The 24,774-nt window shown below is 55.0% G+C and carries 20 protein-coding genes; 6 read left to right on the top strand and 14 right to left on the bottom strand.

The features are described from left to right. Positions 1 to 419: 419 nt before the first annotated feature. The gene (locus tag Har1131_RS18050; protein WP_151147914.1) at positions 420 to 1,265 is read right to left on the bottom strand and encodes a DUF6884 domain-containing protein; all 846 of its coding nucleotides are present in this window, start codon (positions 1,263 to 1,265) and stop codon (positions 420 to 422) included. A 59-nt stretch (positions 1,266 to 1,324) separates the two neighbouring features. Next, positions 1,325 to 2,266 (bottom strand): DUF6610 family protein, encoded by a 942-nt coding sequence (locus tag Har1131_RS18045; protein ID WP_151147912.1) that lies wholly within the window; start codon positions 2,264 to 2,266, stop codon positions 1,325 to 1,327. A 100-nt stretch (positions 2,267 to 2,366) separates the two neighbouring features. Between Har1131_RS18045 and Har1131_RS18040 the strand changes: the two genes are divergently transcribed. Beyond that, complete coding sequence (locus Har1131_RS18040; RefSeq protein WP_151148473.1) at positions 2,367 to 3,251, top strand: HNH endonuclease; 885 nt, start codon at positions 2,367 to 2,369, stop codon at positions 3,249 to 3,251. Here Har1131_RS18040 and Har1131_RS18035 read toward each other — a convergent pair. From Har1131_RS18035 to Har1131_RS17985, 11 genes are all read right to left on the bottom strand, one after another. Next, positions 3,216 to 3,968, bottom strand: coding sequence for a hypothetical protein (locus tag Har1131_RS18035; protein ID WP_225308173.1), 753 nt, complete (start codon positions 3,966 to 3,968; stop codon positions 3,216 to 3,218). The genes Har1131_RS18040 and Har1131_RS18035 overlap by 36 nt on opposite strands. A 74-nt stretch (positions 3,969 to 4,042) precedes the next feature. Next, entirely contained in the window at positions 4,043 to 5,005 is a 963-nt protein-coding gene (locus Har1131_RS18030) for an ArdC-like ssDNA-binding domain-containing protein (RefSeq protein ID WP_151147910.1), read from the bottom strand. Between the two features lie 99 nt (positions 5,006 to 5,104). After that, on the bottom strand, positions 5,105 to 5,653 hold the full coding sequence (locus tag Har1131_RS18025; RefSeq protein WP_151147907.1) for a hypothetical protein: 549 nt from the start codon (positions 5,651 to 5,653) through the stop codon (positions 5,105 to 5,107). 112 nt (positions 5,654 to 5,765) lie between these two features. Beyond that, positions 5,766 to 6,758, bottom strand: a complete 993-nt coding sequence (locus Har1131_RS18020) for a transposase (RefSeq protein WP_151147905.1) — start codon at positions 6,756 to 6,758, stop codon at positions 5,766 to 5,768. A 103-nt stretch (positions 6,759 to 6,861) separates the two neighbouring features. Continuing rightward, positions 6,862 to 7,119: a hypothetical protein gene (locus Har1131_RS18015; RefSeq protein ID WP_151147903.1), complete on the bottom strand. Its 258-nt coding sequence runs from the start codon at positions 7,117 to 7,119 to the stop codon at positions 6,862 to 6,864. Between the two features lie 123 nt (positions 7,120 to 7,242). Continuing rightward, a complete protein-coding gene (locus Har1131_RS18010) occupies positions 7,243 to 8,115 on the bottom strand; it encodes a hypothetical protein (RefSeq protein ID WP_151147901.1) in 873 nt (290 codons plus the stop codon). Between the two features lie 124 nt (positions 8,116 to 8,239). Continuing rightward, positions 8,240 to 8,959, bottom strand: coding sequence for a hypothetical protein (locus Har1131_RS18005; protein WP_151147899.1), 720 nt, complete (start codon positions 8,957 to 8,959; stop codon positions 8,240 to 8,242). A 160-nt stretch (positions 8,960 to 9,119) separates the two neighbouring features. Then, positions 9,120 to 10,157 carry a hypothetical protein gene (locus Har1131_RS18000; RefSeq protein WP_151147897.1) on the bottom strand — a complete coding sequence of 346 codons (1,038 nt, stop codon included), beginning with the start codon at positions 10,155 to 10,157 and terminating at the stop codon, positions 9,120 to 9,122. Between the two features lie 500 nt (positions 10,158 to 10,657). Continuing rightward, positions 10,658 to 12,010 (bottom strand): DUF790 family protein, encoded by a 1,353-nt coding sequence (locus tag Har1131_RS17995; protein WP_151147895.1) that lies wholly within the window; start codon positions 12,008 to 12,010, stop codon positions 10,658 to 10,660. Beyond that, positions 11,997 to 13,406, bottom strand: a complete 1,410-nt coding sequence (locus tag Har1131_RS17990; protein ID WP_151147893.1) for a DEAD/DEAH box helicase family protein — start codon at positions 13,404 to 13,406, stop codon at positions 11,997 to 11,999. Before Har1131_RS17990 ends, Har1131_RS17995 begins: the two co-directional genes overlap by 14 nt. Before the next feature lie 62 nt (positions 13,407 to 13,468). Continuing rightward, a complete protein-coding gene (locus Har1131_RS17985; protein ID WP_064288229.1) occupies positions 13,469 to 13,828 on the bottom strand; it encodes a hypothetical protein in 360 nt (119 codons plus the stop codon). Positions 13,829 to 13,888: 60 nt separating this feature from the next. Between Har1131_RS17985 and Har1131_RS17980 the strand changes: the two genes are divergently transcribed. Both Har1131_RS17980 and Har1131_RS17975 read left to right on the top strand, forming a co-directional pair. After that, positions 13,889 to 14,749 (top strand): hypothetical protein, encoded by an 861-nt coding sequence (locus Har1131_RS17980; RefSeq protein ID WP_064288230.1) that lies wholly within the window; start codon positions 13,889 to 13,891, stop codon positions 14,747 to 14,749. A gap of 78 nt (positions 14,750 to 14,827) precedes the next feature. Further along, positions 14,828 to 14,995 carry a hypothetical protein gene (locus Har1131_RS17975; RefSeq protein WP_064288231.1) on the top strand — a complete coding sequence of 56 codons (168 nt, stop codon included), beginning with the start codon at positions 14,828 to 14,830 and terminating at the stop codon, positions 14,993 to 14,995. Between the two features lie 291 nt (positions 14,996 to 15,286). Here Har1131_RS17975 and Har1131_RS17970 read toward each other — a convergent pair whose 3' ends face one another. Continuing rightward, positions 15,287 to 15,553 (bottom strand): type II toxin-antitoxin system RelE/ParE family toxin, encoded by a 267-nt coding sequence (locus Har1131_RS17970; RefSeq protein ID WP_064287901.1) that lies wholly within the window; start codon positions 15,551 to 15,553, stop codon positions 15,287 to 15,289. 334 nt (positions 15,554 to 15,887) lie between these two features. Here Har1131_RS17970 and Har1131_RS17965 point away from each other — a divergent pair, with 334 nt between their 5' ends. The 3 genes from Har1131_RS17965 to Har1131_RS17955 are packed head-to-tail and all read left to right on the top strand — an operon-like array spanning position 15,888 to position 24,423. Next, positions 15,888 to 20,039 carry an Eco57I restriction-modification methylase domain-containing protein gene (locus Har1131_RS17965; protein ID WP_064287903.1) on the top strand — a complete coding sequence of 1,384 codons (4,152 nt, stop codon included), beginning with the start codon at positions 15,888 to 15,890 and terminating at the stop codon, positions 20,037 to 20,039. After that, positions 20,032 to 23,403 (top strand): helicase-related protein, encoded by a 3,372-nt coding sequence (locus Har1131_RS17960; RefSeq protein WP_064287900.1) that lies wholly within the window; start codon positions 20,032 to 20,034, stop codon positions 23,401 to 23,403. The genes Har1131_RS17965 and Har1131_RS17960 overlap by 8 nt, the downstream gene beginning before the upstream one ends. Before the next feature lie 21 nt (positions 23,404 to 23,424). Further along, positions 23,425 to 24,423, top strand: a complete 999-nt coding sequence (locus Har1131_RS17955) for a hypothetical protein (protein WP_080510064.1) — start codon at positions 23,425 to 23,427, stop codon at positions 24,421 to 24,423. Positions 24,424 to 24,774: the final 351 nt, after the last annotated feature.

The raw sequence follows: 24,774 nt of genomic DNA, 5'->3' as shown, positions 1-24,774 counted from the left end.
TGTTGATGAGACATCTCTGTGGAAGATTGGATAGGAGTCGATACTGGGTGTCTATATCTGAAGTCTATTCTAGGAGTTGGGTAAGAAGCGGTCAACACACACACCGGATTTGGAGTCCAGAAGCGCGAGAGGCTGGGGACAGACTCTCGAAGCATGTTTACGGATGTGGCTGGACTCCAAATCTGGTGTCTCCTTCTAGTCTAGTCTAACTAGAATGTGAAAGGAAGAGAAAGATGAGACAGCACAGTAAGTACAGCTTCCGTAAGCGCGGGACTCAAGCACACTCATATTAAGATATCTCGACTCCAAATCTGGTGTGTGTGTGAAATCCCCCATTAGGGGTCTGCTCGTGATTACCTCCCAGGTCTAGACTCCAAACTTGGATATCCGCTGCACGCTCAATATCGCGGGTTTGCACGCTATCCATCCTGTTCTCTCTCCCCGCCGTCGGTCGCAAGACTCGTTTGTCTCGTGGCAAGGAACCGTTCGGGGACGTTCTCGAATGCATCCAGCCCTGCCTGCTCAGTCCCCTCGACGTCGACGCCACTGTGACCTGTTTGCCACGTAGCAGAGTCGCGCTCGAAGCCCCCGTCAAAGGCCGAGAGTTCTGATCGTCGGGCTGGAGCCGCTGCTGCCGAGAGTTCTTCGACGCGGTCTGAAAGCCAGTCCATCTGGTCGAACATCCCGTCGAAGTCACGCTCCTGGAAGGAGAAGCGAACTGTCGCTTTCGGGGGAAGAGCAGTGTAGGTGTCTCGCCCAGCCCGAATCGCAGTTGGTCGGCCATCGAAGATGTCGCGCTCACGCAGCGCGTCGACGTAGTCGCTGCCGGCCAGAACAACCAACTCCCGGCAGGGGGACTCCTGCTGATCGGCAGCGTATGGCCGCCGGAGCCAATCGCCCAGCGATGAGTGGACACGGAGCGCCCAGCGGTCAAGGCGGGTTTCGACCTGTTCCCCTGACGGCAGCCGGTAATGTGGCTCTCCCTCGATGGGTTCGCCGCGCAGGTCCTCAATGGTCGTATCGTACGGGGCGACCGTCTGCCGGGGCATCAAGATCCCGTGTTCTGCAGAGAGAACCGCCCAGGTGTTCGCTCGTCGGTCAGCAGTTCGAGCCCACTGGACAGCTGCCTCGGCATACGATCGTTTGACCGAGAAGTACGACGAAGTGTAGAGATCGCGAACTGCAACTGGCTGGTCGGTTTTCGCATCGCCGCATCCAATCAGTACGAAGCGGCCACGAGTCCGCTCAGTCTGTGTGGTCGTCATCTGTATCTCCCTCACCCAGAAAGGGAGTCACAAAACTCTCTGAGACGACACGTTCGGCTCTAGCCGTAGACCTCACTGGGAGTGAGTCCTGCCCGGTATTCCACTCTGTCTCGCTCGTGTTGACTTCGGTACGCGAGCGTCTGTCCGTTCTCGTACTCGACGACAATCGCATCCTCAAGGCCACTCACAGTCGCTCTCGACCCGTCAGCAGCCCAGACAGGGTCCATCGGTTCCGCTGTTAGCGGGCTCCGGTCTTTCTCCGTAGTCGGCCACACCCCCCGCGATTTCCAGTAGGACCTGATGTGTCGCAGGCTCTCTCGAACCGTCTCCCGGATCGAGAGGTGGTCTGCATTGCCGTAGCCGTGTGGTGAGAAGTACTCGCCGTGAAGCGCCGCCAGATGAACCCCGTTCCAGTCGACGCCAACGATATCGGCTGGTTCCTCACCGGTCACACGCGGCTGTGTTAGCTCCTCGATCACTGGATACTGCTTCGTCGGACTTGCCCCCAGCAGATGCACGCGCCGCCCCCGCCAGTCCACAATATCCGTGTACTCGTCGGCCGTCTGGTCGGAGTAGCCCATCGGATAGCCCAAGATCATGTCTTCGTCGATCACGTCGATTGCGTCGCGGCACTTCGGGACGATGATAGCTTCCGTCCCCGGAAACTTCCGTTTCAGCTCCCGTGCGGCTTGGTTGTACCGGCGCGCTTCTTGCCGGTCGTATGCGTCCCCGAGCATCCCGACTGACGGCTCGTACTGCTCGAAGCGCTCAATGTACCGGTCCAAGTCTGGATTCCGAAAATCGTTGTCTAGAATCTCAATCGGGACGTCGACGTTCCGTAGCGAGGACTGGTAGGTGTAGTCCTCGCGAACGCCGACGGCGAATCCAAGCCGGTAAGCATCGATTACGAACGGCTCCCGGTGAAGGAACCCGATGTACTCAGCCTGCTGTGCATCGCCGACAGCCGCCGCTGACCAAGAGTGTCGCGCCTCAGAGGACATGGAAAACACCGAGCGCGCCCAGCGGCGCGCCCAGCTGGCAGGCGCGGCACAAAACGACCCCGCGACTTAAATACGGAGACGAGCGGAAGTGTCCATCAGAATGAAGGAAGGCATCGAATCGCAGTACGACGACCCTGACAACTACCGGGGTGACTACCCACCAGACTGGGCGTACCGGATCGTCTTCCGGAAGCAGTTGGACAACAACACTTGCACCAACTGCGGGACGCGGTTCCCCGCGGAGGATTTGGAGGTCGTGCGACGAATCCCCGCCGAGAACGGCGGGACAAACAAGACCACGAACCTGCTGACAGTGTGCTCGTTCTGCGAAATCGATATCAAGCAGACGGGACGCTTAAATCTGCCAGAGTCAGCGAACCAAGAGCCAGCAAGCAGTCCCGAAACGGACTCCCACAGAGTGCTTGCGTTGCAGAGCGAAGTCCCGATCACCGAGGAAGTCGAGGGCGAAACGGAGGGCAACGGGCAGTCTCGCAATGGCCCTCGTTCGGAGCCCAGCCACATTCAGACACAGTCGAAGAGTCCTCTTGCAATCACCACGACGACCGAGGAAAGCGACGAGCAGTCCGTCCAGGACGACACCGACGGGCGTGCTGGATGGCGACGGCTATTCGTCGCATCTATCGGAGGCACAGCGATGTTTCTGGGATATCTCTGTGCGATTGCTGTCGCCATTCCCTTGCCCTCGCTTGCGGGTGATGTAGCGTTCTATGGCCTCCCACTGGCTGGGCTCGTGGCGGGAGTCCGATGGCGACTGTCGACAGCTGCTGCATCCGTTTACATGATTTTGATGTACGCTGGAATCTGGCAGGCCTCCTCGGTGGAGCCGTTCATATCAGTACTGGCGTGGGTTCCTGTGGTTGCGCCACTGAGTGGGGTTGCCTACGGACTCATAGCCGAGCGTACTGAGTTCTCGCTGCGGAACCTGCCCTCAGATCCGCGATTGATGATCCAGCGCATTCGTTGACGAGATATACGCCGACAACTGGTCCACGACCGAAGGGTCGAACGAGTCAGAAACGTGTCGCACGTTCCACAGTCCAGACTGATACACCTCAGATTTCGGCGAGTGATATCCAAGCCAATCGAGGTCTGACGGTCCTGCAGATCGACGATACCTCGACACCATCGCGATGGTATTTGACTCAATCTCGGCCCTGTCGCACTCTGGTCCGGGCTTGCCCGGAACGTCAACCCACAGAAACGGCAGATCCCGGATGTACTCCGACACGCGCTGTTCGAGTTCATGTTCCTGCTCGCGAACAGTCGTTGTTCCCTCGTCGGGATTCGGTTCGCCCCAGTGGGGAAACTCGTCGTGCCAGCCGTGCTTCTCGATCAGTGCCCGTCCGACGTGGAGACGGAAGATTGAGCCACGATGGTTGCCACCGCCGGCGTACTTCCCTCGAACATTGCCTCGGTGCTGCCGGAGTCGGTTCCAGAGCGTGTTCGACGAACCGGTACTGATGCCGACGGTGCCGATCCGCGAGAGTCGCCAGTCGACCGCTGTCGTTGCCCGAAGGTCGCTTGCTGGCGAGACGAAAAAGTACACTCCTCGGTCGGGCCAGTCCAACCGCCCGTTGACATCTCCGAGGTAGTACGGCCCTCCAATCTGGTCACGCAACTCTGCTAAGACACTCAGAAACTGTCCGACAGGACTGCCACCTGACGCTGCTGTGGAACGCATATTCGACTCCCTCGCCCATCAGGGGAGTCACAAAATACGGCTCTCAAGCACGTCTGGAAAGACACCGCTCCGTCTCAGCTGGCACCTTCGACGGCGTCGATCAGCCTCGCAGCCGTCTTCGAGATTCGGTCCAGCCGGTCCCGCAGCGTCTCCGGTGCGTCGCCGTCCCACGCCGCGAGGTAGAACGCCGAGTTGTCGGGGTCCAGCCCGAAGTGACGACTGACCACGTAGGCGACTGCCTCAGCCTCGACCTCACGCTTCGACCGCTCCGCCTCATCATCGACATCGAAGTGAAGCTCTGCATGAGCGAACTCGTGAATCAGTGTACTCGCGAGGGCGGCCCGATTGTCCCGGTCAACTGCCTCCACCATCGGATTCGTGGTCATGACGTTCCGACGCTCGCAGACACCCCGTGCAGACCCATGCTCCCATTCCTCCGAGGCGACGATTCTCGCGTCGACGCCGATCTCGTCGGTGGCGTCCAACAGATCCTCGACAAGTCCATCCGGGTCGCCGTGAGCTTCTGTCTCCAGTTCGGGAAGTGGCTCGCCCTCGGTCTGAGAGATATCGAACACCGACGTTGGCCGGAACCCGACCAGTCCCCGCCGCCACTGCTCGGGGTCCGTTTCATCGTACTCGCAATCCGTGTTCTCGTGATACGACGGCGAGTTGCCGCATTCGGGGCACTTCTTCGTGATAATCGGAGCCCAGATCCAGATCGCGTCCTCGCCTTGCTGGACGTAGCGGTCGAACTCGTCTTGCCACGTATTGTAGCCGGCGACTCGGGTTGCTTCGGGACACTGGAGCTTGATGAGTAGCGTGTTCCGGGCCGAGTAATCGTGGAACTTGCTCTGCACATCGAGCCACTGCTGGAACTGCTCACTGGTCTGCGCTTCGTTCGTGAGGTCGGCGAGGTCCTCGACCCACGCATCGAGTTGGTCGCGCATCTCCTCGTCCCGGGAGTCGGACTCGTCGAAGGTGCAAGTGGTCTGCTGGCTGGACGACTGCTCTGGCGTGTCTGACTGTATCGTTGACATTGGTCTATCTTCGGGACGCGCTCTCGGGCACGCCCCCGCACCTCCACTGGGGGGGACAGAAAATCGACTGGCTGACTGAGCGAGAGCAGAGTGAGCTGGCTACCTGTACCGCTCCGGCGGGCAGAAAACGATGTGGACAGCCGAGCCAAGGTTGTACCACGATTTCGGGAGGACAGAGACTTCTAGTCCCCACTCGGCAGCGAACTCGAAGACGTCGAACCAGAGATTGTGGGGCGGCTCTGTGGAATCCAATCGCTCGATATTTCCCGGATAGACGTGCATCGAGTACAACGCCGGCTCGCCATCGTCAAGCCAGAGTGTCGAGTGGTCGTCTGCTGGCGGGCTGTGAGGCGGCCCCTTTGGGTCGCTGTCGGCGTCAAGCGGCGAGTGGGGGCACTCGTCGTCGCCCGTAATGAGACGCCGTATGCAGGCTGTCTCGGTAGGCGCATCGAGGTCGAAGGCTTGCACGAACGCATCGCGCTGGTATTCGCCCATGATCGCGCCGAGCGCTTTCCAAATGTCCGCCCACGTTGGGTCCTCTGGCTCGTGATCGAGGTAGTCGTGGACGGCCTCGCGCAGCTGCCGGTACTCGTCCCATGCCGGGACAGGCTCGTTCGGGCCGGGTGTCGGCCAGTCGGTGCGGTCCATACGCTTTGGAAAATTCTGATGGGGTATCAACTCTCGGGACGCGCCAGCACGCCGCGTCAGAGCAGGAACGTTGCCGCTAACCAACACTGAGGAGGGTGTCATAGAAGAGTTCTCACACCGTGATCACGGTACTTCCCGGATTGTCTCCGCGTTCGTAGTTTGTGATTGCGACGACGAGGCGAAGGCTCAGCGCAAGAAACACTTGCGCTCGTGCGTGGACGCGGCCTCGGGCGTGCGTTCGCCCGAGGCCGCAGTCCTTGACTGATTCATTGGTTCGTTCGACTCCTGTCCGGCGGTTATACGTCTCGTCTAGCGTCGATTGCTTCAATTGAATGCATTCACTGTGTTCCTCGATTCGATCTTCGACTCTGTACTCGATGTCTTTCGGGTCGTCAGTGTTTCGTGGGTTGTACGGAGCGACTGGCACGACCCCTGCGGCCAGCAGGTGGTCGTGCCAGTCGAGCGTGTCGTAGGCGCTGTCACCGAGCATCCAGACCGGTGTATCGACGGCGAGCGCGTCACGCGTGACGCGCATCGCCGTCTCCTCCGGCGCTTGCTTACTCTCTGTGAACTCTGCTGCGATTGGAATCTTTGAGCCGGTCGAGACGATCGTGCAGCCGTAGCCGTGGTAGTACTCTTCAGCGGTTGGATCGTAGCACTTCGACGCATCTGAATCAGCGGGCATCGCCCTCACGTCGGTTGAATCAATGCAGTAGGTCACGTCGAGCAGGCCGCGCCGGGCGGCCTGCTCGACGAGTCGGTCGAAGACATCGTCAACGACGTGTTCGAGGTCAGTGAGGAAACGATCGACCGCGTCTCTCGACGGCGGTCGATCGAAGCCACAACTCAGCCAGACAACCGTGTTCCGAAGCTCTCGTTCAACGGGACGGATACCGTAGATATCGTGGTAGTAGCAGTGGAGGAAGCCACGCATCATCTCTGGTGGCTCGTGCTCTCGTGTTCGCCCCGTCTGCGCCGGGGCGAACACGTCGAACTCTGCGAGAAATTCGAAGGAGAGATGCTCAAACAACGCTAGCGTTTCGGTCTCCGCGACATTGAAGAAGGTCTCTATCGAAGCATCATCTTGCAGGGTCGCTGAACTCATACCACCTCAGCGTTTACCCTGCTCTTTGGTGTGGTAATCGTTCTATGACACCCTCAACACTGAGTGGAATATGGGGCACTGTGTTGGTTAGCCTGCGAGTCGGCTACTCCTGGGTACCAGCCTCCCATCCCTTGTGGAAGTACACCAGCGCCATGTCGGAGTCAAAGCACTGCCCGGACGGAACGTGCTGCAAGACTTCGTGTTCTGGAATTGGCTCAACGACGCCCTCGTCAAGCAGACTGGTAACCACCTCACGGCCTCGTGGCTCGTCGATCTCGACGGTATCGAGACGCCGTCGGTCACGGTCCTGTGCGATCTGTTCGCGCTCGAAGCGTTCGTAGTCTGGAACGGTCTGGTCCATAGAGGAAAATCCCCTCACCCAGCCGGGGAGACACAAAATCAGCGCTAACCAACAACTGCGAAGTATTGCGGTCGCTGTTGGTTAGGACACACCACCGTTTCCGCAAAACCACGGGGAGCCGAGTCAGTTCGGGAGCTTCGGTGCGATCACGAACTGCATCGCTCCATCGGCGTCGGGGAACTCCGATTTCAGCACGAGCGGGACTGAGTCTCCGATATGGAGAACCCGATTCGTGCCGTCTGGCAGGCCAGCATTCGCCGATTTGACCAGCGACGAGTCAAGTTTCACTTCGACATCCGCAGGCTCGAAGGCGATGAGATCGGTGTCGTCCCACCGGTAGGTCATGCTGTCAGTGTCACCGTCTGCGGCGAACTGCATTTCTCCGGTATCGGAGTCAACAGAGAGGTCAAACCGGTCGGCAAGCATATCCGCTGCCTCAAGACCGAGCGAGATGTCATCTGGACTCAGATGGACGGTTGCCGGGATGTCTATCTCTGGCATCTCGACAGGGTAGCGGAGCGATTCAACCGCCTCAAGCTCGATGGTGCGCGTTATCCCGTCGATATTGATTTCCAGTGTGCTATTCGCTGCATCGAGTGCGAACTGTGCAAGGTCGCCTGCATCGCCGACCGAGAGTGCATCCCGAACCCTACCGACGTCCACTCCCAGTGTCCCCCTCCCTGCATCGAAGGAGCTGAACGAACTTGCAGAGACACGCAGGTCAACCATCGCGTGCCCCTGCTGGTCGGCCGCCCGGATGGCGATTCCCGACTCTGCAATCCCGAGTCGCGTCTTGTCTGTGACCGTGCCAGCCGCCGCGAAGATCCGCTCAAACAACTGGACCTCGCCGCTGATCCGAAGATGCTGCGGGGCATCGAGCGACAGGAGGTCCGCAGTGTCGAGTTCTGCGTCACCGTCCGCCGGCGTCTCTGGCACGCTCGTTTCGGCGTCGGTGGTTGCTGCTTCGGTGCTACTGGCCGCTGTAGACTGTGACATTTCGATTTCCCTCCACTTGCCGGAGGGCACACAAAATATGCCGTTGGCGGCGTCGATGGGACGTTTAGTGTGAATACGATTCTGTATCCATCAGGGTGGAAGGGCTGCTCTGTTGGTGTGCGTACTACTCGTCTACGTACTGGTATGCCGGCTCTCCGTAAACCAACTCATAAACCTCGTTCACTGCTCCCGGTATCTCGTCGATACGATCCATATCTCCGTCAAGTGTGTCGAGCGTGAACCGCTCTTCTACATCGTGAACAACATCGTGGCGAATACCCCCGATATGTTGAATCGTACTCGCTGTCTCCTCACTCACCACCCCACATTGACCCAATAACTGCTGTTTCGAGAAGTACTCGTTAACTTGACTCTTCAAAGTACCTCCTGCTTTTTTCCGGTCTTCCTCGGGCAGGATAAGCGGCATTGCTTCCTCCATTAAGTCGTCCAGTAGCTCGTACGCCATTGAGTACGTCACCGTGAGGTTGTTTCCGATGGTAAACTTCCCCGCATCCTCGGCCATAGCTTCGATTTCCTCGTCATTGAGGTCATCGTGGCTTTCCTCAAACTCGTTGTACATATCCCGCGCAGTCTCCTTGTACACGCTCGAACTTCTCGAGATGTTATCGGCGATCCTGACTGCCGTGATGTAGTGATACTCGTAGTCTGCAATATCGTCGCTGTTGCCTTCCACCACGTAGCGAGAAGCCGCTGCGCGAATCACGTCGGACATTTCAAGCGGGTTCTCATCAGCGTCAAACTCGCTCTTATCAAGTACTTCCTTGATGTAGTTGTGGATGTCGTATCGCTCAGAACGAACTTCATCATCAGTATCAGCTCCCATATTGGATGGCGTGCAAGTGTGAGACTAATACTTCCCGGTTTGCTGAACCGGTATTGAGTAATGCTCGAGGTACTGGGAATTTGAGTTGACTGGGCGGATAATCGTACATCTGTACTGACACTGTCGTCATGAATGTGGTCGCCTTACTCACGACGACCGGTCAGGGGACGACTGCCGCGAGTCGATGGGTATGGTAGTCAACTGTCCACCGCGAGTAGTTCCGTGTGATCCGGTACTCGCGAACGACTGCAACGTCTTCCAGCGACTCTTCAGGTTGTTCCCACGTAAACTCGTAGCCGGCGATCACGTCTCCCTCGTCGAGATATCCAACCGGATGCTCCGGCCCGTCCCACTCAACCGAGATTGGGTCGCCACCGCTGGGGGGCTGGACTCCATGGCCTATCCCCGCCTGGATGATGGATGGGTCGGATGTTAACCCGTGCAACTGTGCTAAGTCACTAGCCTTGATCGAAAACTTGTCCTCCTCGCCGATGAACGAGTGCTGGGTTTGCCCGCGTACTGTTGCGTGCTCTACACCCTCGATATCGACACCGAGAGCGTCGGATAGCAGGTGGGCAAACTCAGCGGCTCCCGTGCGGACTGTTTGGTTCTGTTCCTCGATCTGTAGGGTTGTCTCTGGCGTCCGAAGCTCTCTCGTGTATGGGTTCTCCGGTCGCTCGACGGGCATACAGCTGCACAAGAGCGTCCCTTCTGGACCCGTCAGAATCCACGGCTGTTTCCCACACGGGATAGCGGTATATTGCGACGCAGTGTATCGGCCACCGCCAGTGAGGACTCGCAATGCCTTTTCCAGTGCTTGGGCGTCGATGCCGTACCCGTAGCTGTCAGCGAGTCCGTCGACGAATGTGACTCGGGTGTCAATAGAGTCGAACTCGCCGTACGTGTTTGGGATTTGCAGGAGGTCGCCAGTTGCGTACTGCTCAACGTAGTCTCCGATGTCCCCGCCGACGACCCACCGGGTTTGCTGTTTGGTTGCTCGACCAGCTGACGTGTTGATTGACGACGCCGGCCGCTGCGTTGTCAGCCCCCAGTCCTCGTCCGGGGCGACCCAACTGCTGTCGTCGCGATCAGGAGCGCGACACGTCGTCGCACATCGGGCGATGCTTGCGGCATCTGGATCGAGGTCGTTGTCGGCGCTGTCTCCGTCTCCGAACGTACCGAGTGAAAGGTCAGTCATCCTCTCACCCGACAGAGGAACACAAAATTTTGGACTGGCTCACGAGCAATACAGAGAGGAATTCGGCTGTTTCGCTGTGCTTGGTAAGAGCCGACCCAGAAGGAGTGTTTCAGAGTCAGAAACACTCTGTGGGGCTTGATTATCCACTGGCCAGTATATGCAGGTAGCCGCCGGTCGGAGCAGTCCCGGAAAAATATCCGACACGCTTGCCTCATCACTCCCCAACTGACCCTCTGTGGCTGGCGACCGCCAAGTTCCCTCTGTCATACCCTCTTCACGCGCTCTATTCCCCATCTTCCACTCTTATCGATTCATTGGGCTTCCAGAGCCTACCACGTTCTCGCTATGAGTTATACTCAAATCAGTCCTATACGTACGCAGATACTGAAGCCCGACAGACTTCTTGCGGCGTCAACTCATTCATAAGCTGACCGCTTTTTGAATTCTTCCACTCCGTGATTAGAACCCACAGGGAACACGGTGAAACGAGACAGACCGACCTACTCGGCTGGCAGGGCCTCGACGGCATACTTCTCAGCCAACTCCACAATATCATAGACGTGGATCCCCGATTTGAACCATAGCACACGGTCATCTATTCCATCGAAATCCCCAGATGAACAGTCTAAGCGCTCAGATACAGCAACAATGAGATTATCTCGGTTCGCCTCGCGTATCTTCGCCAGCTTCTCATCAAGATACTCGGGTGTCCAGAAGCCAACAATCTCGAATATAACTCGCCGGCCGTCTGGATGTTCAATAGCGAAGTCAGGGAGCATAACCTCTGCACCTAAGTCCAGCACGTCATCTTCCCGGACGAGTTCCCAATCCGTGTTCGCACGGTCCCACTTCTGGGCGAGTGTCCGTTCTACGTCAGAGTCGAAATCGCTCTGCGCAGCGTAGTGTGAAGACAGGTCGTCAGTGTCATCAAGCGCAAAGGAAAGCGTCTGAGTCGTCGATCCACCCCCATCATCCAGAATGTCGGCCTCCATCTCCCACCGATCACATAACGGCAGTGCTGGCAGAAAGTTCGCCATCCGTATCCCATACTTCCGCGATTTCGAAAAGAGGGACGCCGCCCCATCTAAGATAGCTTCGTATCCGTCTGCTGCATCGGTACTCCTCACGCGTTTGCCGTTGCTGTCGATTGGGTAGATGCGGTGCATCAACCCGAATAACTTCACGTAACTGAATACCGTCGCAAACGAGTCCCAGACCCGCACCCGCATCTCGGTCGCATCGTAGAGGACAGCCTGTGCTAACGCCAGATTATAACGGGTGAGAAGCCAGTCAGGCGTAATTGTATCCGCTGCATATGATTCCTCACTATCTCCCGTCAGTTGAGTCGTAGTCGATGACTCCTCTGCATCTTGGCATTCATCGGAAACACGGTGTCCAAACCGAACAAGTCGTTTGTGTTCCTCCAAGTCGGCGTACATCCCCTGGTGGCACTCTTCGAGTGTGATACCCAGCGCATCAGCAACGGAACTGTACACTTCTAACTTCTGCGTGTCCTCACCGAGCGTGGGCTGGCGAACAATCGGATACGACTCATTTGCCTTCTCGAACAATCGCTGACGAATCTCATGTGGCTCAACTGGAGCAACCGTCTCGAACTCACACTCATCTTTCAGCAGTTTCGCCAGCCCTTGGACGACCTTGTAGTCCGTATCTGCGATGGTGAGTTGGTCAATAGTGTCCTCCAGATCACCTTTCGGTTCACCGAGATGGGCCTCAAAAATCTGAATGAGTTCCTCGGCCGTCTCTCGATACTGTTGCTCGCTGGCGTCAATGAATAACGGCGTGATAGTATCCTCGTGTGTCCGTGAGCGTGCAAGATTAGCTGTCAGCATTCGTTGCCACCCCCTGTCGTCGCTGCTCAGAAACATATGTTTCCACCGTGTCTTCAGCAATAATCTCGTAGAGACGGGCGGGTTGCCTGTCGTCCGTCGGCCGGAGAATCCGACCTAGCCGTTGCGCATACTGCCGTTTCGAGGCACTTCCAGAGAGAATAATTCCGACATTCGCAGAGGGGACATCTATCCCTTCGTCCAGTACCTGTGACGTAGCCAACATCGAGTACTCACCCGTTCGAAACCGCTCCAATATCTCTGTACGTTCGTCAGTCTCAGTTTGATGGGTGATGCAGGGCACGACGAACTCTTGGGAGATCTCGTACGCGAACTCGTTATTGGCGGTGAAAATAATGGTTCGGTCGTTGTAGTGTCGCTTCAGCAGATTGTCGAGCGTATCCAGTTTCTTTGCAGCAGTACGGGCGATGTTTTCCGCCCGTTGCTTGGCAATAAGCGCCCGTCGTCCCTGCGGGTCATACGACGTGCGTTTGAGGAACTCCTGATATCCGTTCTCCTTCCAGAGCTCGAAATCGTGGCTGTCCACGTAGTCACGGTATATCTGGTACTCCTCGTCGTACGTTGTCCGTTCCTCGTCTGTGAGTTCGACTTGGAGATGAATAGTCTCGTATTCGCTGAGATACTCCCCAGCAAGTTCATCAACCGCCTCGCGATAGACAACCGTTCCAAGCAAGTCCTCTAATTCTTCGTGTGCTCCATCGGCACGCTCGTACGTAGCTGTGAGTCCGAGTCGATACGGTGCAATCGTCATCTCGGGGATCTGCTGATATGTCGGCGCTGGTAAGTGGTGTACCTCGTCTACAACGAGAAGCCCGAACTGATCGCCATACTCGTTGATATAGCGGTAGGCAGAGTCGTAGGTTGTCACCGTGATGTCCGCTATATTATGGCTGCCACCACCGAGAACGCCCACGCCGTCTGGGAGCTGGTCACCGAAAGCGTTGGTGAGAGTCGCGTGCCACTGGTTCATCAGGTCGATGGTTGGCACGACTACGAGCGTACTCACGCCCGCGTCCGCGATAGCTTGGACGGCGAGGAACGTCTTCCCGCTCCCTGTTGGAAGAATGACACTCCCCTGTCGGCCATTGTCCTGCCACGCCGAGAGAGCGTCTTGCTGGTACTCCCGTGGTTCGATAGCGACAGACGGTGTGAGATAGAAGTCTGAGTAGGCACGAGCGTCGTCCTCTATCTCATCAACAGTCGCCGTGGATTCTTCGAGGGTCACTTGTCCATCGGACTGGGTTGCCCACTTTCGAATGGGACGATAGTGCTGCGCTTGCGCCCGATACTCGTCGACGCGATCATCCCATTCGGCATACGGCACAGCGTCAGGAGCGTCTTCAAGCAAAAGCGTGCCATCATCGAATGAGAGACGCATTCAATTCTCTCTATGCAGGTGGGATACTTGTCCTTGCTGGGGTAACATACCAACAGGGAGGACTACATTGGAATGTCGTCAGCGATTGAGCGAAGGTCGCTCTTTGTCGGCTGCCGTCCAATGTCGACGGAGTAGTCGCCGACCCAGAATCGAAACTGCTGGTGGTCAACATCGAAGTGGAGTCCACAGGAGACATCTGGTTCTGCCTGCTCGTACTCGGACTTGCTCACGTTCTCGCCCTCTTGAAGCGTCTCAAGCAGGTACTCGGCGGCGTGTGGGCGTTGCTTCATCGCCAAGATATGCTCGGTTGCCACGTGTTTCAGCACTTCTCCACCTGTGTCGTATCTGTCGCCGACCAGATAGAATTCTCCGCTGAACTCGTAGGATTCAACGTGGATGCTGAGAGCATATGTCTCGGCCATACGTGATTGTCGTCATTCTGTGACACAAACATTACGCCCCAGTTGGTGTTAGGACAAGTAATGACAACAGACCGCCGCCCTGACAAAATTGAACTGGATGAGCTTGATCAACAGTTAGCGAGCGCTGACGACGGAGATGTGACCGCCCTCACACGGGCAGTCGCAACGTACGAAACGCGGTTATCGACCGCACATGAGGACGGAGAATCCGACCGCTACCGTCGTATCTCAAGAGCCTATCGAGAACGACTCATCACCGTGCTTGACGACGCAATACAGACCGAAGGGTGGGAGATCCTCGAAGAGTTTCTCAACGCATACCATCCAGAGACAACTGATGGATTCCCACACGTGACGACAATCCTCCAGAACGTCACTGGTCGCTACCTCATCCGTACCCGACTGTCGGATAGTGTCGATGCTATTCCCGTTCCCGCTCTGGCGTTCTTCAGTTCGATTCTCGACCAAATTGAGGGAGATGGATACGATTTCATTAGAGAGGCACTTCATCCGTACGGCTGGGGAATCGGGCATCCTGACCACTCGGTTGCGGACAACATCCATCAGCACGCCTCAACAGGTCTTCCACTCGTGAATGCGATGCTCGAACACGCGTTCTACGCCGACCAGCATTCAGCGATAGAACTGCTGGAGCAACTGATCAATGACGAAGCAGTTCGACAGACGCTCCCATATCGGTCTGGCAAGATCTCGGGACCACGGTACCTGTTAGATGCTCCCGCCGGTGCGGTCAGCGAATTTAGCCCGACAATTCCACGGTACTGGGAGTGGCAGGAGGACCTTGACTACGAGTTTGTGTTAGACGCGGATGTCGAGAAACGGATTCGAGATATCGTGACTGAGGAAGGGATTGACGGCGACTTGCCCACCGACTGGACGATTGCTGACCTAACCCTGTGATGTGCCCTACCGCTGAATCTGAAGCTTAGGGAGTGAGTCGACAATATTTAATTGTTCGAGTGTTCGCTTTCTGAATGTATGACTGATCTGATAGTCAAATCTGGCGTACGGGAGACAGTGAACGACCACCCAATCTCGGCGGACTTCTACGAAGCTCTGGACGAAACGGTTGAAGAACTACTTGAGGACGCCGCTCGCCGAGCCGAAGCGAATGAGCGACAGACAGTGATGCCACAGGACTTGTAGGCGTATCTCTACGGAGACACTGACATTCTTCATCTCCGGTCGGTCACGATTCCACTGCTGATATCTGTGCAGGCATGAATCTTTAGCCAATCGTGTGTTTGTGACAAACTCCGAGGCCCATTGAAATCGTTGCGGGTCTTGTGATGCTATCACAATGCAGGTTAGATGCCAATTTTGAGTATACTTTCTGCGGCAGCGGTTGAGTATATGAACGGGTGCGGTTTATACGGTACCGTAGAAAGCACTAGCTTTTGCGAACCTCATGGGTTAATCCAGCCCTGTCCCTCAACGTTACCGATAGAGATTCTCGCGATGGCGAGCTTCGTGGACAACGATCTCGTTCTCTTCCTCGACAATGTCGACGAAGACACGGTAAGAGCCCCAGTTATACTTTCCGTCAGACTGACCGTTCCACGTCTGGTAATCCCAATCCATGGGCGACCGGAACTCCGCAGTAGCGACACGTTGAAGCTTCTTCTGAATTTGGGAAACGGCCTCGCTGTTCAACGTCTCGAACACCGTCTCGAATCCGCTTCGGAAGGAAATGTCGTAGGCCATGGGTGATTGTCCACACAGCCGCAGTTGCGACTGTGTAGGGAGGTTTCACCCTGTATGGTGGGCCAATTTCAGTTGGCCCCCAAGGCATGGCCTGTCTTGTACACAGACAAATATTGCCCAGACATATCAAATTACCGTGGGAGGGAAACACATAGATTTATATACAGCTTGAACCTGATGGATAGGTCGCTGGGTCAATTCAGATATCTTAGCCAAAGATATCAATAGCGACATCTACTCGAGAAATCCTATGTCCGATTTAATGGTGAATTGTATCGTCGTAGGTGAGTTTGACCACCAAACTATATCAGACTTTAACTCAACGGTTGTTACAATGCCATCAGGTTTTCTCCAGTCTCGTAGCGGACGTCCATGGTCCTACGATAGGACGGACGCCGAATTTGAGTTCTATCAAGGCGAAGGATCCAGTGCATTAGAGATTGTAGTCGTTAATCACGGAGAACGCCCGAACAAAGATTTCCTCCAGCGAACCTACACCGACCGCCGGGGCGGACGTGTAAACCCAATTCTCGTGGTCGCGCTCTACGATGACAAGGTGGGCCTGTGCGGGCCGAGTGGCGAAGACCCACCCGTGTTCCATAATGTCGACCGTGGCCAAGCCGAGCGCGTCTGTGATGCCGCCCTGAAAAAGCCAGATCGACACGTTGCTCAGGCTTTTCTCACAAACACGCTCCCACAACTTGACGAGGAATTGGCCGGTCTACGGAATCAGGGCCTTCTGTCAACGCACGAACTCAGGGTCGGTGTTCCGGACCGCGATGATTGGGAAGAAGCTACCGAACGCGCTCAACAAGCCCTCACGGACGACCCGCGAGACTTAGTGGAAGGCCTGAACTACGAGATTGACCGGCTTACAGACCAGAGCTACGTTCTTAAGGACACCAGTGACGGCCACGAGCGGGCGGTCGCTATGTTCCTTCAGGAGGACGAGTCGTTCGACCACAAACAGGATCGCTTCGTCAACAAGTCCCCAGTAGCGTACGCCCTCAACGAAGCCGACAAGCGAAACCTGGACTACGTTATCGGAAGTAGCGGTGACACGCTTCGACTGTACACGACGAACCCGGAGGCTGGCTTCGGCTCTCGCGGCCGCACCGACACCTACGTTGAGGTGAACACGAACCTCCTGGCCGACGAGAAGGCGGCGTACCTCTGGCTGTTGTTCTCGGCGAATGCCCTCCGCGATGATGGTGCTCTTCATCAGATTATGGAGGACTCGAAGGAGTACGCCTCCGACCTCGGAGGACGCCTTCGTGACCGTATCTATGACGATGTCATCCCTGACCTTGCGGAAGCTATTGCGGACGCAAGAGATATTGACAATCCAACGAAGGAGGAACTCGACCAGACCTATGAAATGGCTTTGTTTCTCCTCTATCGGCTCCTGTTCATTGCCTATGCCGAAGATGAGGAGTTCCTTCCACGCCGGCGCAACGGTCGCTACGATCAACATTCACTGAAACAGAAAGCTCACGATCTCCACGATCTCGTTCAAGAAGGTCGTGAGTTTGACGATTCTTTCTACGATCACTGGGACGATGTAATGCGTCTTTCGCGGGCGATTCACAATGGACACGAGGAACTTGGCTTGCCAGCGTACGAAGGGAGGATTCTCTCTGAAGACGCTGATGTCTCTGAGGCGGGCGCAAGGCTCGCGGATATTCGGTTGAACAACGCTGAGTTCGGACCCGTTCTTTTCCGATTACTCATTGACGAGAACGAGGACGGGTACCAAGGTCCCGTAGACTTTCGAAATATCGGTGTCCGTGAGTTTGGTGTGATCTACGAGGGGCTTCTTGAATCAGAACTTTCTGTTGCGGAACAACCTCTTACAACTGACGAGGAAGATCACTATCAACCGGTCGAAAGTGGGGGTCAGCAAACTCTCGGCGACAATAGCCAAGATGTTGTTGTTCAGGAGGGTGAAGTCTATCTCCACGGACAATCTGGTGAACGAAAAGCTACTGGGGCCTACTATACTAAATCTCGCTTCGTTGAACATTTACTAAACAACTCTCTTGACCCCGCGCTTGACGATCACATCGAGCGCATTGAGCGCCTCAGAGAAGAAGAAGGAGAAAATGCCGCCGCCAGGGCATTTTTCGACATCCGTGTCTCGGACATTGCTATGGGGTCAGGGCACTTTCTGGTTGGTGCCGTTGACCGAATTGAATCGAAGCTTTATAAATATCTAACTGAGAATCCGCTCACACCGGTTCAACAGGAGCTCGACAATCTGGAAGATACAGCACTCAACGCCTTTGATAACGAGGAATACGCTCCAAATATCGAGCGGGGACAACTCCTACGCCGCCAGGTTGCTCGAAGGTGTATTTATGGTGCGGATTTGAACCCACTGTCTACTGAATTAGCTCGGCTGTCTATTTGGGTGCATACTTTTGTGCCTGGTCTTCCCCTCACATTCTTAGATTATAACCTCGTTACAGGCGACTCACTCGCTGGGATTGGAACCTTAGATGAAATTGCGGAGGAATTCGGTGCTGATCCATCACGTATTGGCTGGGGTCTTTTTCCTGAACTTGAAGATACGATGGACGAGATCAGTGACGAGATTGAACAGATCGGTCGTCGCGCGGACAGTGACGCTGAACAAGTACGAGAGGCCAGAGAAACCCGTGCCGATATTGAGGAAAAGCTTGCTCAGGTAGAAGCACGCTTCGATATACTTGCCGCATCCAGGGTGGATGATGATATTGATACGGAGGGCATTTTGGATACAAGTGTTGATAGTGTAACTGATCTACCCAGTTATGAGAGAGCTCAGGAAGTTTTGGACTCTACGGATCCACTCCATTTCCCTATCGCTTTCCCAGAGTTATTCACTGGAGAAAATAATGGGTTTGACACTATTATTGGGAATCCTCCGTGGGAGGAAGCTACTTTGGAAGAAAAGGAGTTTTGGGCCAGATATATCCCAAATTTCCAGGCTAAATCCGATGAGCTACAAAAAGAATTGCGTGATGACATAGTTGATGATCGTCCCGAACTTTTGGAGAAATATAAAACTGAAAAAGAACGAAAACAAAAGACAGCCGAAATAATCAAATCTGGACCGTATGAGAGTAGCTCTGGAGGTGGTTCCGCCCCAGAATTATTTGTGTCCTTCCTAAGCCGATTCAATCAACTTGTTGGAAATAATGGCCATGTTGGTGCTGTAGTTCCAAGAACCGCATTTTCTGGAGACAATACTACCGCCTTTAGAGAAGATTTATTCAACAACTATAGAATAGATGACCTTACTGTCTTAGTAAATAATAATAATTGGGTGTTTGAGTCCGTACATGGCCAGAAAACAATCGCACTGGCTTGTTACGAAAAAACTGGAGAGCCGACTGACGTAGTCCCGCTACAGGGACCGTTTTATTCACTTGAGGAATATGAGGATGGGATCAAAAACCCACCTCACGAATTTGACTTAGAGACTATTCGAAGTCTAAATTCGGCTTTAGTTATCCCACTACCTCCAACAAAAGAGGCTGTTGATGTATTCGATAGGATGGTATCTAATAACAAGAAATTTGATTACAAAGACGGGGATTGGAGAGCCGTCCCAGTCACTCCGCTCAAATTAGCTCCTTATGAGGATGAAGTTTTGGACGACGGGACTACCCTTCTACACAGGTCAGAGTCACCGCCAGAGGATGATTTCATTCCAGTTGTCGGAGGAAAGTGTATCGACTTCTGGAAATATGATGAATCAAAGGTCAGTGTTTGGAGTGATCCGGACTTGATATATGACTATTTACAGGAAAAAAGAGAGACTTCATACGAGTACGCGGGTAGCCGTTCGCCCTTCTCTGATATGCCCGAAGACTGGGTATATGACAAATCAACCCTTCCATGCTATTCGTCCCGGGTAGTGTTCCGAGATTCAACAAATAAAACCAACACGAGGACAGTCATTCCCGCTCTGGTCCCTCCAAATGTCGCTATGTTGGATACAGCCCCATATCTAATTTGGCCGAAAGGGGACGAGAAAGATCAAGCGTATCTTATGGGAATTATGGGAAGTATCCCATTCGATTGGTGTGCCCGGACTTTCGTAGAGAGTCATGTTAGTTTTTATCTCTTACGAGGATTGCCAGTTCCGCGGGTATCTGGAGAGCATCAGTTAAGAAATAGAATTATCGAGCTCTCAGGTGCCTTAGCCGCAAATAATCAAAGATACTCAAAGTGGAGTGATGCTGTTGGGGTTGACTGTGGCTCTATTCCCGAGGAGAGGAGACAAGAGATGATGTATGAAGTCGATGCGGTGGCCGCACACCTCTATGGCCTAACCCGCGAGCACGTCGAGGTCATGTTTGAGACCTTCCACGATGGATGGGACTACGAAGAACGGTTAGAGCGTGTTCTCGACTACTACGCGAGCTGGGCGGACCGACTGGACCTCGACCACGCCAACCGCGAGGCGGAACAAGCGGCTGGCACCAGAAACGATGACTGAACGGCCACAGGTCGTCGACAACCGAGACGGCAACACACTTGCCACCGCTATCAACGCCTATCTCTCGGATCTGGATGAGCGGCTGGCAAACGACCCCGACCTCGACATTGTCACCGGCTACTTCAACCCGCGCGGATACTTTTCGGTCGCTGAGGGGTTGGAACACGTCGACCAAGTTCGGCTTCTCATCGGTGCCCAGCCCGATCAAGAAGGCAAGGAACGCTGGCGACAACCAGAGGAACCACGAGGGGAGGCGTACGAACGCAAGCGCATCGAGGAGGCACTCCAGACGCTGGATCAGAATCTCGAACGCGACCGGGACTTGCTTGGCTTCTCGCGTGATGTTGACCAAGGACTTCAGGAACTCGTGGATTTCCTCCGGAGCGACCGCGTTGAGGTGCGCCGCCACGAGGATAGCTTCGTCCACGGGAAGGCATACCTGTTCTCGGACAGTCAGGGGGCGATTGCTGGATCATCGAACTTCACCGGCGCGGGACTAAACTCGAATCTGGAGCTAAATCTCGGTACCTACGATCCTCACGTAACCGAGCGCGTCAACGACTGGTTCGAAGATCTCTGGGAAGAAAGCGAACCGTTCGACCTCGCCAGTCTCTATGAGGAACGATTCGAGCCCTACGATCCTCACCTCATCTACCTCCGGGTACTCTACGAGCGATACGGCGACGAACTGGAGGAAGAACGAGAGGAGGACGGAGGTGCCATCAACCTCACCAACTTCCAGCAAGACAGTGTCCGGCGGGCTAACCGGTTCCTCGACAAACACAACGGCGTTATCATTGCTGACGAGGTCGGGCTCGGGAAGACGTACATCGGTGGTAAGCTCCTCGAACAGTACGTCCAGGAGAACCGACAGCGTGCGCTCGTCGTCGCACCAGCGTATCTCCGGGACGGGATGTGGACACAGAAGCCGGCTGAATGGGGCGTTCAATTCGAGACGGTCTCCTATGCTGAACTCCGGAACGACAGCCAACTCGGCGGTGACGCCAACAACCTTAGCCTTCCCGTCGACGAATACCAGTTGGTCGTCATCGACGAAGCCCATGCGTTCCGTAATCCCGGAACCCAGCAATCCCACGCACTCCGGACGCTCCTCCGAGGTGATCCGCCGAAGGACGTGGTCATGCTCACGGCCACGCCGGTCAACAACTCTCTGTGGGACCTGTACTACCTCCTGAATTACTTCATCCGGAACGACGCCGCCTTTGCTAACGAAGGTATCCGGTCGCTTCGAGACCAGTTCAAGGAAGCCCAGGCGGAGGACCCGTCGGACCTCAGTCCCGATATGCTGTTTGATGTCCTCGACCAGACGACCGTACGCCGAACCCGGCGGTTCATCAAGAACCACTATGAGAACGCGACGATGCCCGACGGCGATGGTGGAGAAGTTCGGATTAACTTCCCTGACCCGAAGCCTCAGCGTGTCGATTACACTTTCACAGAGACGTTCGGCGACGAATATTTCCACGATGTCGCGGAAGGGCTGGCGGCTGGCGACCGTGATGAAGCCGAGCTCACGCTGGCTCGATACCGGCCATCGTACTACCTTGAAGGTGAGGAAGACGCTTCGGAACTCTCACTGGTCGGGCTGTTGCGGACGGGCCTCCTCAAGCGGTTCGAGTCGTCGAGCTACGCTTTCAAGAACACCCTCGACGGGATGATCTCGCAATACCAGATTGCACTCCAACTCATAGAGGAGGGCTATTTCCCTGAGACAAACGCGATTGATGAGTGGGTTGAAACGGATAGTGACGAAGGGATGGAGGAAGTCTTCGATGAGGCAAGCGACGGGAATATTTCGCTGGCGGCGGCGGATGCTGATCCCGCCGAGCTTCGGGCTGACCTGGAACACGACATCGAGATGCTGGAGCGGTGGCGTGATGGGGCACAGGCGGTCAGCCGAGACGATGACGAGAAGCTTCATGCCCTCCGCGATACGCTTGAGGACATCGTTGAGACGGCAAGAGAGGACGCTGAGGCTCGACAAATCTCTGACGAGGACATCGATTCGGCCTTCCGCCAGAACCGTAAGGTGCTGTTGTTCTCCTACTACGAGGACACCGTCGATTGGATTTACGAGTACTTGGAGTCCATTGTCAGCGAGGACGAAGACTTGTCGTGTTATGAGGGTCGCATCGCCGCTGTGTCCGGCGACGGCTCGAAGTACGGTGTCACACGCGAGGAAGCCGTCCACGGGTTCGCACCGAACTCAGGCGATGCCCCACCGGACGCCACTGACGAGTTTGATATTCTGATTGCGACGGACGTCCTGGGTCAGGGGGTCAACCTCCAAGAGGCGCGAAACGTCATCAACTACGACCTCCCGTGGAACCCGATGCGCGTGGTTCAGCGGAACGGGCGTATCGACCGCGTTAATTCCCCGCACTCGGAAATCTACCCATTCTCGTTCTTCCCTGAGGACCGACTGGATGATCTTCTTGAGCTCGAACACCGAGTTCGGGAGAAACTCACCCAAGCGGCCCGCTCAATTGGTGTGAGTGGGGGCGTTATACCAGATATGGAAACCCTCAATCAGAACTTCGCGGAGAAGGTCGAGGAAATCGACTCGATCCAGCGGGAGGAATCGGACTTCTACGAACAAGGCGGGGCTGAAGCGGCGGCGTATTCCGGCGAGGAATATCGTCAGGAACTCCGTGAGGGACTGGAGGAGCGCGAGGATCAGATCACGTCGCTTCCGTGGGCCGCTGGATCAGGATTCCGTGGTGAAGACCCAGGCTATTTCTTCTGTGCTCGGGTCGGGGACGAGGTCTTCATGCGGTTCGTCCCACACGAGATGGATGGGGAAGACGATCTCGTTCAAGACACGCTCACCTGTCTGAAGCGTATCGAATGCTCTCGTGATACTGGTCGGGCTCTCCCAGATGGAATGCGAGAGCAAATCTACGGTGCGTGGGAGACGGCACAGGAGGACATCTATCGCCAATGGCAAGAACAGACGGACCCGTTGAATGTTCAGCCAGACATCCGCCGACTGTTCCGTGAGGTCGGCCAGCATCTTCGTGACCACTGGCCGGATGATATGACCCAGGACGAGCTTCAAGAGACCGTCGAGGCGGTGGAGGCTCCTTGGGGCCGGAAGTACGAGCGTGAGCTTCGGGAAATTTACGAAGACGAGTCTCTCGGTCCTATCGACAAGTCACGGGAGCTTGTCGACAAGGTCGAGGAATTGGGGTTACAACCGTTCGAGGCTCCTGACCCACTACCGCCGATAGAGGAAGAAGAGGTGAAGTTGGTCTGTTGGATGATCGTGGCTCCTGAGGAAGATCAGGATGATCAAGAAGACCGACCGGGACTGGTGTCCCAGGTTACGTTCGACGTAGAATAACAATATCACCGGAGACAACCGATGAAATTTGATAAAATATTACAACGAAAGTCGTTCGCAAACGGAGAGTTCAACTTCGAAGATGTAGCACAGACCCAGGTCGGCCACGAAGACGGTGAATATGGGTACTTTATCATAGAGTCAAAGAGGAGAAAAAGAACACAAACAGGCACCAGTATCCCCTGGAATAACAGTGCTGTCATCTACTTTGAAGACCCCAGCCCATTCGAAGATATTTATGAGATACTCAACCGCCGGATAGGTTCTGAATTTGATCTTGAGGCCAGTACTGGATTCATACCAGCTGATGGGGAATATGAAGGCAAGGACACGGAAAACACGGACATCTCTGAGGTTCGTGTTGACGTTGAGGAATCTGGAATCAGCTTCTATTGCTTCGATGACTCACGGGATTTGATAGGTGCCGCATCAATCCCGATTGCGACCGCCTTCGAAGAAGGTGAATACACTGATGAAGAGAATTTGCAAGTATTCCATGCGATGGTTGAGGAAATCTCTGAAAGTTTCAACGACGCTCGTGAATCCCGAGAAGAAACTATGGACAAAGTACACGACACCGCGTTAGAGAAGGTTGAGCGGATTTGTAGTAGGTTCCACTCCGCGGCAAAACAGTTACGTGACACACATGGAAACTCAGATTCGTTCGAGATCGAGAACGAGTACTCCGTTCAATCCCTTCTACACTCTTATCTCAAGCTGGAGTTTGATGATGTTAGAGCGGAAGAATATAATCCAAGCTATGCTGGAAAACAGCCTCGTATTGATTTTTTGATTGAGGCTCACGATATTTTGATTGAGGTCAAACATGCCCGAGCTAACCATGGGAAAGACGAAATAAGAGAAGAGTTGGCCATTGACAAGGACCACTACCGAAAAGAAGACTATGACCAGTTGGTCTGTTTCATCTATGACCCAGATGAAATGATAACCAACCCAGACGGATTCATAAAAGATCTTGAATTTGATGAGCCTTCAATTACGGTCCTGATTTCTCCATAGAGACTCCGAATGCCATCAATCTCGATATAGCACTGATTGACCAAACTGGATTTTTGGACCCAAGTGGCTTGAGCAACCTGATTAACGAGACGAGGAAGCGGTATGGACCCGCCGGGAGTACATGAGTTATCTCACTCGTATCGGGGGAAGCGCAGGTGACCACCTTGCAGACAACCTTTCATCCAATGAATATGAAAGAGGATACTGTTTACTTGGCTTGAAATAGAGGAAGTTCGATTTGATCTCGTCCGTCATTATCAGGTCAGAGCTGAAAGGCGAGTGGATACTGTGGTCGTGATTATCGCCACAATCGGGGACGACCGCCGACCTGCATCTGTCCACGAAGTCATT

Origin of the sequence: Haloarcula sp. CBA1131 (genome assembly GCF_008728975.1) — an archaeon.
GTDB classification, from domain to species: domain Archaea; phylum Halobacteriota; class Halobacteria; order Halobacteriales; family Haloarculaceae; genus Haloarcula; species Haloarcula hispanica.
The sequence above is the reverse complement of the archived record's forward strand: the minus strand, read 5'-3'. Positions and strand labels throughout refer to the sequence as shown.